The 14,032-nt window shown below is 54.3% G+C and carries 12 protein-coding genes; 8 read left to right on the forward strand and 4 right to left on the reverse strand.

Features of this window, described 5'->3' with window-relative positions; all coding sequences use genetic code 11:
- The 3 genes from FJ147_13445 to FJ147_13455 all read right to left on the reverse strand — a co-directional run.
- A partial coding sequence (locus tag FJ147_13445; GenBank protein MBM4256887.1) for a zinc-binding dehydrogenase occupies window positions 1-926 on the reverse strand: 926 nt, incomplete at its 3' end.
- 22 nt (window positions 927-948) lie between these two features.
- Window positions 949-1,920 (reverse strand): LLM class flavin-dependent oxidoreductase, encoded by a 972-nt coding sequence (locus FJ147_13450; protein ID MBM4256888.1) that lies wholly within the window; start codon window positions 1,918-1,920, stop codon window positions 949-951.
- A gap of 107 nt (window positions 1,921-2,027) precedes the next feature.
- A complete protein-coding gene (locus FJ147_13455; GenBank protein ID MBM4256889.1) occupies window positions 2,028-2,996 on the reverse strand; it encodes a hydroxymethylglutaryl-CoA lyase in 969 nt (322 codons plus the stop codon).
- 332 nt (window positions 2,997-3,328) lie between these two features.
- Between FJ147_13455 and FJ147_13460 the strand changes: the two genes are divergently transcribed.
- The 5 genes from FJ147_13460 to FJ147_13480 all read left to right on the forward strand — a co-directional run bounded on the left by FJ147_13460 (window position 3,329) and on the right by FJ147_13480 (window position 9,641).
- Window positions 3,329-4,564: a CoA transferase gene (locus FJ147_13460; GenBank protein ID MBM4256890.1), complete on the forward strand. Its 1,236-nt coding sequence runs from the start codon at window positions 3,329-3,331 to the stop codon at window positions 4,562-4,564.
- A gap of 55 nt (window positions 4,565-4,619) precedes the next feature.
- Window positions 4,620-6,218 carry a hypothetical protein gene (locus FJ147_13465; GenBank protein ID MBM4256891.1) on the forward strand — a complete coding sequence of 533 codons (1,599 nt, stop codon included), beginning with the start codon at window positions 4,620-4,622 and terminating at the stop codon, window positions 6,216-6,218.
- A gap of 246 nt (window positions 6,219-6,464) precedes the next feature.
- Window positions 6,465-7,823, forward strand: coding sequence for a DUF1329 domain-containing protein (locus tag FJ147_13470; GenBank protein MBM4256892.1), 1,359 nt, complete (start codon window positions 6,465-6,467; stop codon window positions 7,821-7,823).
- A complete protein-coding gene (locus FJ147_13475) occupies window positions 7,820-9,181 on the forward strand; it encodes a DUF1329 domain-containing protein (protein MBM4256893.1) in 1,362 nt (453 codons plus the stop codon). Before FJ147_13470 ends, FJ147_13475 begins: the two co-directional genes overlap by 4 nt.
- Before the next feature lie 145 nt (window positions 9,182-9,326).
- On the forward strand, window positions 9,327-9,641 hold the full coding sequence (locus FJ147_13480) for an NIPSNAP family protein (GenBank protein ID MBM4256894.1): 315 nt from the start codon (window positions 9,327-9,329) through the stop codon (window positions 9,639-9,641).
- Between the two features lie 577 nt (window positions 9,642-10,218).
- Here FJ147_13480 and FJ147_13485 read toward each other — a convergent pair.
- Entirely contained in the window at window positions 10,219-10,647 is a 429-nt protein-coding gene (locus FJ147_13485; GenBank protein MBM4256895.1) for a hypothetical protein, read from the reverse strand.
- Between the two features lie 411 nt (window positions 10,648-11,058).
- On the opposite strand from FJ147_13485, the gene FJ147_13490 reads away from it, so the two are divergent.
- Genes FJ147_13490 through larC form a run of 3 tightly spaced genes read left to right on the forward strand, consistent with a single transcriptional unit; the run spans window position 11,059 to window position 13,853 of the window.
- On the forward strand, window positions 11,059-11,763 hold the full coding sequence (locus FJ147_13490) for an urease accessory protein UreH (GenBank protein MBM4256896.1): 705 nt from the start codon (window positions 11,059-11,061) through the stop codon (window positions 11,761-11,763).
- A 28-nt stretch (window positions 11,764-11,791) separates the two neighbouring features.
- Window positions 11,792-12,646 carry an energy transducer TonB gene (locus FJ147_13495; GenBank protein MBM4256897.1) on the forward strand — a complete coding sequence of 285 codons (855 nt, stop codon included), beginning with the start codon at window positions 11,792-11,794 and terminating at the stop codon, window positions 12,644-12,646.
- Window positions 12,647-12,689: 43 nt separating this feature from the next.
- Entirely contained in the window at window positions 12,690-13,853 is a 1,164-nt protein-coding gene (larC, locus tag FJ147_13500; protein MBM4256898.1) for a nickel pincer cofactor biosynthesis protein LarC, read from the forward strand.
- Window positions 13,854-14,032 lie beyond the last annotated feature (179 nt).

Genomic DNA, 14,032 nt, shown 5'->3' on the forward strand with positions numbered 1-14,032 from the left:
TCACGGGTGTAACCCAACACAAACTGTAAGTTCAGCTCTTTGTTGATGCCGAACATCGGCTCAATGTGATCCTTCTCCATGCATACGCCTACTACGACAATACGGGTACCAGCTGGTGCTGCCGCCATGATCTGATCGATCACGCCTGGAACTCCTACACACTCGAAGATCACTGCCGGACGGAGGGCAGGACCGACGGCCCACGGTGGAAGTGGGGGCGCCTGTTTGGGATCTTGCCATACCGCGACTTGTCGCCAATTTTCATAGGGGGATTTCTCAGCGGGGTTTACAACAACGTCAGCTCCCATCGCCACAGCGAGTTCTCGTCGTCGCGGAGAGAAATCGGCGGCGACAATAGGATGGACACCTTTCATGCGTAATGACGCAATCACTGACAACCCAACCGGTCCACAACCGATCACTAACGGTACATCATCTTTGCCTAACCGTGCCATTTCTACGGCATGCAACCCAACTGCCATCGGTTCGGTCAACGCCGCGTGGTCAGTTGATAAACCATTAGGCACTTCGAGCAGTAACCCTTCGGTGAGTCGCATGTATTCACCGTACCCGCCAGGGTTCTCATTGGAATAGCCCACGGTCTCTACGCCACTTGGCTGAATGATAACGGGCATCGAACAGGCGCGAGTCCCAACTTTTAGTGATTTCTTGGTCGAGGGACCGTAGTCGACAACTTCCACGCAGAACTCATGACCCATGACAATGCCGCGGGTCAAGTCCATGGAGAATACGCCTCCCGACCGTTGCGACACTTCGACCAGCTTTTCCGTATGCTTCAAGGCATGGAGGTCTGAGCCGCAAATTCCGCATGCCAACGTTTTGACCAGTACCTCACCTGGTCTGGGTTGGGGAGTCGGCAGTGTTTCAACGTTCAACTTGTGATTCAACATAACTGCGGCACGCATGGGTTTTTCTCCTGTTTTGAGGTTACGGTAACTTGGGTAAGACCTGCTCGGTAAAGGTGAGAAAGGTTTCATGGCTGAGGGGGGCACCAATCAGATAATTGAGCGGCGTCTCTTCGTGGAGCTGGCGAATGTGATCCAACACGCGCTCTGGTGTGCCGTGGATGATAACTGAATCGACATAGCGCTGCACTGGATCGATGTCAGCTCCAAACAGCGCTTTGGCATCGATATAGGTTTTGATGAGCCACTGCGCACCCAGCCGTGCTACTTCCTTTGCTTCGGCATCCGTCTTCGCGATCGCTAAAAGCCGGGCCATAGGAATGTCTCGGCCTGTGACCGTATGGCCGTGGGCTGCGAGTTGCTGGTTATAGAAGGCAAGATCTCTTGCGAGTTCAGCGTGCGTCGCGTGCGGACCCATGAGCACAGAATGTCCCACTGACGCTGCCCACTCCAACGCTCGTGCTGTTCCTGCCGCCATCCATACTGGCGGGTGCGGTTGTTGCAACGGTTTCGGCAGCACCTCGACATTCTCGAACGAGAAGTATTTCCCTTGGTAGGTCAAACGCTCATTGCTCCACGCTTGCAGAACGATGTCGACGACCTCGTGGAAACGGTCATAGCTTTCTTCCATGGGTACTTGGAAGGCTTTGAACTCACGGGCATCGAAACCGCGACCTGCACCCCATTTCACGCGCCCGCCTGAAAGAATATCAAGCAGTGCCAACTCTTCAGCCAACCGGAGCGGGTGATAAAACGCTGCCAGGGTGATTCCTGCCCCAATGTGCAGCCGTGTGGTTCGTGCCGCAGCATAGGTACCGAGAACCGGAATTGATGGGCAAACACTATAATCGCTGAAATGGTGCTCGGTCAGCCAGACGGCATCATAGTTGTTTTGATCCATGATCTCGATGCGCTGTAACGCGCGCTGGTACACTGTGGGTAATGCGACTCGCCGTTCGGGCCAACTGAAGAACTGTAAGATACCAAACTTCACGGGAAATCCTTCTCAATCGGTGACAGCGGCGTCGTGCGTACAGCGCACGCTCCACTCCGGCGTGGGCATAACGGACCAATTGTCTGCCCACGCGACATAGCTGACTCTTAGACCGTCGCCACATGCTCCGCCACTGGTTCAACTCGATACCCGACTTTGCCAAAGTACGTCATGTTTGGATTCATCATCGACTCGTTGACTTTTGAGTCGAGTCGGTGATTCAAACTCTTAGTGACCCATTGTCCGATTGCTACCGCCTTTTCCAGATTGACGCCGGTTTCAATGCCGAGGCCTTTCAGCATGTAGAGCAACTCTTCAGAGGCAAGATTTCCTGAGGCACCAGGCGCGTTGGGACAACCACCTAAGCCGCCGCAGGCGCTTTCGAGAACCGTTACGCCCATTTCCATTGCGGCGTAGCAATTCGCCAGCGCCATACCGCAGGTATTGTGAAAATGCGCGGTGAGCACTGAGGCTGGAACACCCACATCGACACAGGCCTGAATCAGCGCTTTGATTGACTTTGGGGTGCCGACGCCGATGCTATCGCCAAGGGCAATTTCGTAACAACCCATGTTGTACAAACGTGCAGCGAGAGGCGCAACTTTCTTCGGATCGACCTCACCTTCGAATGGGCAGCCAACGACGCATGACAAGGCCCCACGTACGTGCATCGCATGCTCCTTGGCTGCGGCAACGACCGGCGCGAATCGTTCAAAGCTCTGCTCGATTGAACAATTGATGTTGGCGTGGCTGAAGGTTTCAGTCGCGCTCGCGAAAATGGTGATGTATTTGACCCCGGCGGCGAGTGCCCCACTGAAGCCGCGCATATTGGGAACTAACGCGCTGTACTCTACACCTGGCTTTTGTGTGATGCGTTGATTCACCTCTTCGGTGAATTGCATCGCCGGGATGACTTTGGGGCTGACGAATTCGCCCACTTCGATAGACGGAAACCCCGCCTCCGTGAGATGGTTGATGAGTTCAACGCGAAAGTCAACCGGAATAAGGCGTTTGATGCCTTCCAGTCCGTCACGAGCAGTGAGATCTACGATTTTAACAGTTGTCGGTAATGCCATAAGCGCCTCCCCAATGATGTCTTACGTGAGGAGGTAGCAGGGGAGGGGTGATGGCGCAACACCATCGCTGACGACCGGCGACTAGGAGAACGGGCGAATGGGTGAATGGGTGAACGTATGGCGCACGCTACGGTCTCTCTGGTGAAAACTCCAAATGTACCAATCTCGCGTGGTTTGATTTAGTCCGCTTTTCGCCGTTCCATTCACCCTTGCGAGTATGGGTGCATGTCGGTAAAATCCCGCCCGTCTCCACACGACTGGGGAGTATAAGAGAGAGACTCTCCGTTCACTACGAAGAACACGCAGACGCATTACAAAGGGGGGCACTTCATATGGCAGGAAACAATGTGGGATTGTTAGCTGGATATAAAGTCCTCGACTTTACACAGATTGTCGCCGGTCCAACGACGACCAAGCTCATGGCTGAGATGGGGGCTGAAGTCATTAAAGTCGAGCAGGCGCCGAAAGGCGATCCGGCTCGGCTAAATCCGGTGATCCGCAAAGGACGGAGCGCCTATTTTTTGCAACACAATTTAGGGAAGCAAAGCCTGTGTGTGAACCTCAAAACAGAATCAGGCCGGGCGATTGTGCGCGAGTTGATTCCGCATGTGGACGTCGTCGTCGAAAACTACAGTCCCGGCGTGATGGCGCGGATGGGGTTTGCCTACAAAGATGTTCAGCCACTCAACCCACGCCTCGTCATGTGCTCCATTTCAGCATTGGGACAAACCGGGCCGCTCGCGCATCTGCCCGGCTTCGATTATATCGCGCAAGCCTATGCTGGCATTACGGAAGTCATGGGTGAGCCAGGTGAACCACCTGTGATCCCGATGGCGGCGATTGGCGATGTGAGCACCGGCGTCCACGCGTTGGCGGCAATCGCGTGTGCCTTGTTGCATCGTGAGCGTACAGGCGAAGGGCAGTATATCGATGTCTCTCTGCTCGATACCTACATTCACACGCATGACTTTGGTCTCCAAACCTATAGTGCAAGCGGTGGCAAGGCCGTCCCGACGCGTGGCGGCTCGCATCACACTGGCATGGTCCCGCTCGGAGTGTTCCGTGGGCCGAAAGGGACATTCGTGTTGATTATTGCGGCGTTGGATCATCAGTGGCGTGGACTCACCAAAGCGATGGGTCGACCGGAGATGGCTACCGATCCACGCTTCAACAGTGTGCGCAATCGTCTCAAGCATAAAGCGGCGTTGATTAACGAGGTCGAACAATGGTTGCTGTCGCTCCCGGATCGTGAGACGGCACTGACGGCACTGGAACGCGAGCGCGTGCCTGTCGCGCCGGTGCTAACGATTCCTGAAGTGCTCACCCATCCACATTTGGTCGAACGTGGCACGGTGCGTCCCATGTCTGATCCATTATTCGGGAACTTCATGTTGCCGGGATTTCCGTTTCGCTTTTCGACCGTGCCGCCGCCAGACAAAGTGACAGCGCCTGATCTGGGCGAGCATAATCAAGCCGTGCTGCACAAATATTTGCAATATGACGATGCTCGGATTGCTCAACTGGCACGAGATGGAGTGTTGGTCACCGAGCGTACGCCGCGTGAGTGATGGCAACAACCAACGGGCAACGAGTAACGACCAACGAGGGGAAAGGAATACGGGCATGATGATGTGGACAAGCGGGAAGCAACGGAACCAACGGTGGAGCGGATGGGCGAGCGTGGTAGCTGGAGTGATGTGTTTGCTCTGGCCGCAACTGGGGTACGCAAATTGGTTGGGAGATTCATGGTCTCGGTTTGATCGTTTTCTGGCAACATTTGATCCGGCTGGTCGCTACGTTCGTCAGCCGGTGGAGAAGACCATTCCCGCGTTGACGTTCAAAGGGTTTTATCGCCAATGGACGGACGTGATGTTGTCGGGAGGCAGTCATAAGCGAGTGGGCAATCGCCAGAAAGATTTTCGATTTGCTCAGATACAGCACCTCTTCGAGTTGGAGATGCATTATCAGTTCTCCCCCAATCTCGAACTTACCAGCGTGAGCCATTTCCTCTACGACGGCGTCTACAATTGGCAATCTTCCGGTGGGTTATTTGCGCCACGGATCAACCGGACTTTTCGTAACTATCATAACTTTGATCGTATCGTGCGCGAATTCTATCTCAGTTATCGCACCCATAGTTTGGATGTCGTGATCGGCAAACAACAGATTGCGTGGGGCAAGATGGATGGGCAGTTCATCGACATCATCAACCCGATGGATCGCCGAGAAGGAATTCAGTTAGAGGCGAGTGACTTTGAATATCGCCGCATTCCGACCTGGATGGCCAATGTCACCTACTTCTTCGGTTCGAATTCCTTAAACCTCCTCTATATTCCGAATTTTGAGCAGAACCGGCAACCCGTCCCAGGGTCGCCGTGGTTTTCGCCGAGCATTCCTCCGCGCGATACTATTCGCAAAGCGCAACTGGAACTGCCGCGATCGCGGATCAAACGAAAACGGCCAAGTCCTGGAGATTGGGGTGATCATGAATACGGGGCACGGCTCGACGTCTCGATGGAACCGCTTACCTGGGGGTTGATCTACTTTTACGCGTGGAACGATGATCCGACCAGCTTTATCATTGGTCGAAACCCGACCACGAGCGCACTCCTTCGCCAAACTCGTCACACACGGTTACATCACTTTGGTATTACCGCAGACTACGCCTCGTCGTTGTCCCGGGTTCCGCTCGTGGGCGAACTACCGGTTGTGTTACGGGTTGAAGGGCTCTGGACCAAAGGGGTCAAATTCTCCGATGCGCGGCGTGTTGCCTCAGCCGTTACTGGACAACTCAACTCCGGACTGATTACCCGTGATACGTTACGCGCGGCGATCGCCATCGAATTCGCTTTTCCTGGGAATACCTCGGTCATTCTTCAACCCTCACTTTTTTATACGTTCGATTGGAATCGTTCTCTCGGGAACGGGTTTGGCGGGGCAGTCGGTGACCAATGGAACGTTCTCCCAGTGTTCTTTGTTGGCCGTCCGTTCCGCTTCACGCGTGATCGGTTACGTTTGGAGTTAACCCTGAGTCCCTGGCTCAGTGGTCCCGTGCGAGAGTGGCAGGGACTGAAATCGAAGGTAGTTGCCAGTTACAATTTTTCGCAGTTCATTACTGGCCGTCTGATCTATACCGCGTATAGTAGTGGGGCCCGAACCGACGTGTTCGGACAGTACGACCATTTCGATAATATCGGCTGGGAGTTGAGTTATGAGTTTTAGCAGTCAGTCACACTGAATTCGCGGGGGAGATCTCGTCTTGCCCGCGCAGGCGGGCATCCAGGGTCTTCAAGCCGGGACCGCGACTTAAACCCTCTGGACTCCCGCTTTCGCGGGAATGACGCAGCTACGTTTACCCCTCAGCCTCAACATGACTGACTACTGGAACGTGAGGTGTGGGATTACCACCCACACTCGCAATCTGCAGAGAGTAAAACGTAAGGTGTCAGATTTCGTCGCGACAGCTATATGTATTTGATTATGAGCAAGCTTCTTTTTCTTCTTTTTTATATTTTCCTAGCGTCTTTCACTAATAGTGCCATCGCTGCCGAAAAAGGCCCTGGCGGCAAAACCTGGAAAAGCGTCGACGAGTTATCGCCCGCAGAAAAAGAACCCATCGATCTGCGCACGGAGACACCACGAGATGCGCAGATTTCGTACGTTCCAGCCGAGAAGTATCCGTTTGCTCCGCCCTACACGGCAGAGGAGATGGCCTTTCGTGCGATGGAATTCCCGCATGTGTCGCGGTGGTCTCATGCGATGGCCGACACCTTTGGCTCGATGACCAGTGGTGGGTATCTCAACCAGGGCGTCACTATCGGTGTCAATTTCTACATGTTGGAGAACAACGCAACCGAAGGCGGCGTTCCTGCGCAGATTCGCACCACTCCAGGGAAAGACTACTACCGTATGGTCTTTTACTACACCTCACCGCCAGAGAGTCTTGGCGCGCAAGATTTGTGGGTGCTCTATCGTACTGACCAAAAGGCTTCGACCAAGCTCGACTACTTTGCCTATGCACCATCGCTACGCCGCGTACGCCGGCTTCCTCAACCCCGTCGTGGCGAACGATTTCCTAACAACGTTCAGTCGTTCGACGATATCGTGGGCCGTGACGCATGGGAGTTTTCCTGGAAGTTTCTCGGAACCGACGTGCTCTATGAAACCGTGCGCCTCCCGAGTACTCGCCCTATGCTGACCCTCGCGAGTCCTGAAGGGAAATTCACCGATGTCCCCGCTGACCAACTCAAGATGATGGGCGACACATATCCATTCTACCGTTCAGATGGTGGGGTCGAGTGTTACGTGATTGAAGGAGTCACCCGACAGGATTGGCTTCCCAACTACAGTGCCAAGAGGATCATCTACTGGCTTGATCGGCACTACTTTTATCCGTTACGGATTGAGCAGTACGATGATGATGACCGTCTTGCTATTGTCGAGGTTCGTGTTGCCAAACACGAGAATCCAGCGTTGAAAGACAAGGGCTACGCCGCGTTGATTTCGTTGTATTATGATCTTTCGCTTGATCTGATGAGTTACAGCATTCACGATGCTCATCTTGTGAGAGAATGGTCAGCGAAGGATCAGGAAGTCGTATTCGGGCCGGACTTTATGCGTCGACAATGGCTCATGTACCCACTCAAGACACAGGCCTTCGTCAATGCGCCAGCCGAGTTCTATTTACGACCACTGCTCCACGATGGTAAGTTTCCTCAAGCGCGTAAGATCGAAGTGGCACCAGAGGTCATGGCGCGTATTCGTGCGCAAGAGGCCGCTGGTCATTTAGTGTTTGAAACGACGGTCGCGGAGGGCAAAGAACCATGAGACGAAAGTCACGATTATTGTTGGTCGTTGTGATCGTTCTATCCGTATGGTTGCTCCCGTCGAGAGCACTGGCACAGAAGGCCGTGCAGGGGCTAGAGTCCAGTGTCCAGAGTCTAGAAAAAAATACCAATGGGACTCGGCCAAAGAGCTGGAAAACGCTGGCTGAACTGTCTGCCGAAGAAAAAGCCTCTCTAGACCTCCGCCCTGATACTCCCCGCGATACGCAATTCTCCTATCTGCCCGCGGAAAAGTTTCCCTTTACAGCACCATATTCTGCGGAAGAAATGGGACTGCGCTCAATGGAGTATCCCCATTCGCCGTACTGGAACTGTACGTTGATCGACATTGCCGCGACGGTGACCAACACCGGCTTTCTGGATCAACGAGTGACAATCATTCCGATCCTTTACTTGCCCAAGGGTGGGTTTGCCGAGCAATTGTATAATACGCAGCCTGGGAAAGAGGTCTATCGCTGGCTGAGTCAGTCGGTCTCGCCACCTGAACGCTATGGCAATCAAACGCTGTACGTGGGCTATCGCAATGATCAAACGTTTACGACTAAGCTCGATCTCTTTGCCTATTCCCCCTCGCTGCGGCGTATTCGTCGCCAGCCGCAACCACGCCGTCAGGATCGTTTGCCCAATAGCGCGTCGACGTTTGATGACTTACTGGGCCGAGATGCATGGGAATATAAATGGCGTGTTCTCGGGACCGACATTCTCTACTCGACCGTGCGGTTCCCGGTGACGAAACAGAGCACTACCTTGACTGATGACAAAGGGAATTATGTCGATGTAAAGGCGAGCGACGTGAAGTTGATGGGACCTGACTATCCCTTGTACACGGTAGATGGCGGTGTGAAGTGTTACGTTGTCGAAGCTCTGCCGCGCTCTGAATGGTTGGGCAAGTATTACATGAGCAAGATCATCTATTGGCTGGATCAGCAGTCCTTCTTTCCGTTGCGGATTGAAGAATACGACCATGACGGGAACTTGATTTTCATTAACGCGCGGACAGGGGTGCGGGCTAATCCCGCGCTTGGCGATCACGGCTATGCGGTGCTGTTCGATCTGTGGTGGGATATGAGCATCGATTTATTGTCCGCCTCGATTCACGGCATTTTGCCACGGACGTGGTCCGAAGAGGATCAGCGGATTTTCTTTAGCCCTGGTTTTATGCGGCGCGAGTGGTTTCTTGAGCCGCCGAAGACCTTGATGGTGCTCAACTCGCCTGACGAGTTTTATCTACGTCCGTCACTTGATCGTGAGAAATTTCCTGAAGACCGCAAGATTCAACTTCCACCTGAACTGGAAAATCGCGTGAATGCACAGGAACAGGCCGGACGGCTAGTGTTTTAGGGCAATGAAGAATGAAGAGTGAAGAATGAAGAATTGAGAAGGAAAAACTCTTTGTAGCGTGCGCCATGCGCACGAATAGGAGCATGCCGACGGAATAACACGCAGTACTGAACATGCAAATACGCAGGACAAGAAGGACTCAATCATGATTTATGAACTACGCACGTATCAACTCGTCGTTGGTGGATTGGCGGAATACTTAGAAGTGGCCAAGACGATGATCTTACCGGGAGTGGCGGAGTATGGGCTCAAGCCGGTCGGCTTCTGGTACTCCGAGGCCGGAGACCTCAACCAGGTCGTTCATCTCTGGGCATACAACGACTTGAACGAACGTCAAGAGAAATGGGGCAAGTGGGCAAAAGATCCACGCCGTGCGGAAGTAATGAAAAAATTGCGTGGCGTGGTACTCCATCAGAGCAATAAGTTTCTGTCGCCAACTGAATTCTCACCGATGAAGTAGTGATAAGACTGTTCTCACCTCCTTGCGGGCCCAGCGACAGCCACGGCAGTGGGAGAAGTGCGCGACCGTGGGCAGATAGTCGAGGAACAGGAATGGTCACGAGCAGTGACGATTACAGTGGGTGAGTAACCCGTGATTCTGATCCCTCGCTACGCGCCTTGCGGGTACTACTCGGGACAGACGGTTCTCTGACCGTTTCCCCGAGTCGGCCTAAAAGGCCGTGACGAGGGTACCGTCCCTCTGGAGCGTACCCGGAGGGACAGCTCTACGTACCGTATCGACCACTATACGCTACAGATTCTGAACCGTGCCACTCTGAGCAACGCGAAGAATCTCTCTGTGAAGCTGTTGATATATTCCTCAGAGATCGTTCCAGAAAGCGAAACCGTGCTTCGACAAGCTCAGCACGAACGGGCAATCTTCCTCAGCGTTTGGTTTTTCTCCGTTAATCCTGAGCTTGTCGAAGGGTTTTTCAACAACTTCTGAGAGACCTTTCGCAGCGCTTAGGGTGACAGCGCGAGCGTACCAACTTTTCGTGGTCCGATGTAGGGGCTGCGAATAACTGTCGACTGTCAACTCATTGCGCCTCTGACGGTTCTTCAGTGTCGTCGAGTGTTTCTTCTGTTGCTGCGGTGGAACCGGACTTTCCTGCGGTTGCCTCTGCTGAACCGGTATCCTTCTCTCCACGCCACCAGCGCCACAGCGATGAAGGAGAAAGGCTCTTGAGGACTTCCTGACGTGGAGGCTCTTTTTCACTCGGTTGTTGCTCAGCCTGCATGCGCTCCCATGCCGTTGTCCCAATCTCCTCTTGCTTATCTCCTCCATCCTCTTCATTCTCGTCACTTTCGTCGCTCTCTTCAGTACTCCTTGGTTGCGGTTTATCCCAACTCCATGAGCCGACATTGTCGCGCGGGTCAGAGTAGGGTGGACGTTGGGCACGTGCGTCTGCAGATGGTCCGAACATAACGATAAGCGTCAGAAGAAAAAGAAACTGTCCGTACTTCATACTCGATTATGATACTCTTTTTTTGTTGCACGCCAACTTCTTTTGTGAATCCCACCTGCGTTGCAATACTGTTCGGCACAAAACTTGACTACCGACAGGCGGCAGCTGCCACTCCCCTCTCCCTGCCAGGGAACGGGCTATGGTGAGGGGGATGCGCGACGCAGTCCGCTACACCCACGCTTTCTCCCCCCATCCTGTCCTTCTCCCCTGCGGGGAGAAGGGACCCTTCTTCATACGTGCATAGCGAGTGCCGAACACTATTGCCTGCGTTGCTAGAGGGGGAGACATCCGACTTCTATTATCGACTCGTAACTCTAGCAAGAACAGCCAGGGAGAGTGTGGGACTAAGGCTAATGACATGTCCACGAGTTTCGTGGTAGGAAAACGACGGCTGTAGAAAAAGGAGGCGTGGTGACTCCACTTGCGATATTGGGATTAGGATTCGTCCTCGGGTTAAAGCATGCTTTTGATTCCGATCATATGATTGCCGTCTCAACGATTGTGACACGCGAACAATCGCCGTGGCGTTCCCTCTGGATAGGCTTGTTCTGGGGATTGGGGCACACGGTTACGCTGTTACTCGTTGGGCTCGTCGTTTTGGGGATGAAACAGCAGGTCCCTGCTCCTCTTGAGATGTCCCTTGAATGTTTGGTTGGCGTGATGCTTGTGGTTCTCGGACTGGCAACCCTGACCGACTGGTGGCAACGACGGCTTCATGCCCATAGCCACCATCATGACGGTACTGCGCACACCCACTTTCATGCCCACGCAGATGACGTGGGCCATAGCCATGTGCATCGGTTGCGTGTCGGTCTCAAACCGCTTGTGATCGGCATGATACACGGGCTTGCGGGCAGCGCAGCACTGATGCTGGTGGTTCTGGCCTCCATTCCTTCTCCTGGCCTGGGTCTAGCGTATATCGGGATTTTTGGCGTCGGGTCGATACTGGGGATGGGGCTTGTTAGCCTGCTGTTCGGCTTCTTTTTTTCCTACGCCGTGCCACGACTGGATAATGTCGGTCAGGCCTTACGGCTCGCGACTGGCGCACTGAGTGCAGTGTTTGGTGCCTGGATCGTCGTCGATATCGGTTTTGTCCAGGGGCTTTTCTTCAGCTAACCTAGCAGTCATTTGTAGGCTATAGGCTATGTGGTCGCAGACTCGTTCAACCCTATACGCAGGTGTACTTGCTTGCGCGCTGCACATCGTGTTGCTCGGAATAACGGCGGCGATGATCGTGGCACTTCCTCGACACGCTACTCCACAGTTGCGCGTGACGTTGCTCCAACGTGCCGTTCCGCTCCCAGTGCAAGAGGCACCGGGTGTCGCGCAGACTCCTGAGCCTACCCCTGCTCCCAAGCCTCTACCGCGTGAAGTGCGTCAATTGAAGCCTCCGCTGCCGCGCCCGGTCGCCGAGAAGAAGCCAGTGCGCCCGATACTCCCTCGCCACGTGAAGCCTATCGCAAAGCCGCGGCTTGAACCTCCGCCTCCAGTGAAGGAGAAATCGACACAAACGGCACTCCTGGTGCCACCCGTAGCGCCTGTGCCCTTGCCGGTGGCTGAGCCAGCCTCAGCAGATGAAGGTCCAGCGGTAGCACCAAATGTAGATGACACTAGTAGTGAATTCGCAAATCGAGGCCAAGGTTCTGGCTTGACCAGTCCTGCCGGGAGTAGCGGAGGTATCGGCGAGAATGGAAATGGCGCGGGTGGGGCAGGCGGGCCGTCTGCGACGCCGGACTACAATATCAATCCAAAGCCACCGTATCCGCTCATTGCACGTCGCATCGGTGCGCAAGGCGAGGTATTGCTACGGGTGTTCGTGCGGCAGGATGGCAGCGTTGCCTCTGTCGAGCTGGCACAATCTTCCGGTTTTTCGTTGCTCGATGAATCGGCAACACGCACTGTGCGTGATAGCTGGCGATTTATCCCTGCACGTCTCGATGGTGCTCCGGTCGACAGTTGGGTGGAAGTCCCGATCAAATTTATTTTGGCTGACTCGTAACGAGTTTCTCTATCCTCTCCCGGTAGAGTGAAATGGAACACGTGTGAACATCGCTTATTTCGATGCGTTCTCCGGCATGAGTGGTGATATGACGGTCGGTGCGTTGTTACATCTCGGGGTGTCGCTTGACGCGCTACGAGAAGAATTACGCAAACTACCGCTGGCTGGCTATCACTTGCATCAGACCGAACGGATGCTCAGTGGCATTCGTGCGACGAAATTCAACGTGGAGGTCCACGATCCACTCCACGAGCGAAGTTTTCGTGCGATTGCTCGGATGTTGGCGGAGAGCGACTTGCTCCCACCGGTGAAAGACGCGTCACTGCGAATTTTTACCGTGCTAGCCGAAGCAGAAGGGCGAGTGCACGGGGTAGCTCCTGAAGCGGTCCATTTCCATGAAGTCGGAGCGATTGATTCGATCGTTGATATTGTCGGGACTGCTTTTGGTTTGCATGCGTTAGGAATTGACGACGTGTATGTATCGCCGTTACCAATGGGCAAAGGGTTGGTTCCCTCACGCCACGGCATTTTGCCGATTCCCGGCCCGGCCACGGTTGAATTGTTGAAAGGCATACCGGTCCGCCTCGATGATGGTGAAGCAGAAATGGTGACGCCGACTGGAGCCGCAATTGTTGCGGCTCTTGCCAGACCCACAACCCTGCCGACCTTTGTCCCGTCGGCGGTCGGCTATGGGGCTGGGGATCGTACCTTTGCCGACCGACCCAACCTCCTCCGTATCTTGTTGGGAACCAGCCAGGAGCACGCGCGAACAGAACAACTGGTGATGATTGAAACCAATGTCGACGACCTCAACCCGGAATTGTACGACTATGTGATGGAGCGGGTATTTGCCGCTGGCGCGCGCGATGCCTTTCTGTCGTCGATTCATATGAAAAAGAATCGTCCGGGCATACTGCTGCAGGTGCTCTGTGATCCTGCGACGCAGGAGCGGTTGAGCGCGATCATTTTTGCCGAGACTTCAACAATCGGCGTACGCTCGTACAAAGTGGAGCGCGTCGCGTTACGGCGTGAGAGCAAGGATGTCACTACGATATATGGGACCGTGCGAGTGAAGATGGCGTATAGCCCAGAAGGCCGTGTCAATGTTGCTCCGGAGTACGAAGACTGTAAACGCCTGGCGCAGGAGCGCAACATTCCCCTGAAAGAGGTGTACGAGGCTGCTGTGTTGGCCGCGCGGCAGACCTAAATCGAACCCGCGAACAGTCGTGCACTTTACGCTGCGGCCTTTCACGCCTGTCATTCTGAGCCGCGCGAAGAATCCCGCTGCACGGCTCTGCGTTGCACTCAGGGTGCCAGGCTGAGGGTACCAATCTCTCATGCACTGACTTGAGTAATCGGTCGGGGCGTAGCGGCCAACGCCCCTTT

Source organism: Deltaproteobacteria bacterium (assembly GCA_016874775.1).
Taxonomy (GTDB): domain Bacteria; phylum Desulfobacterota; class Binatia; order Bin18; family Bin18; genus VGTJ01.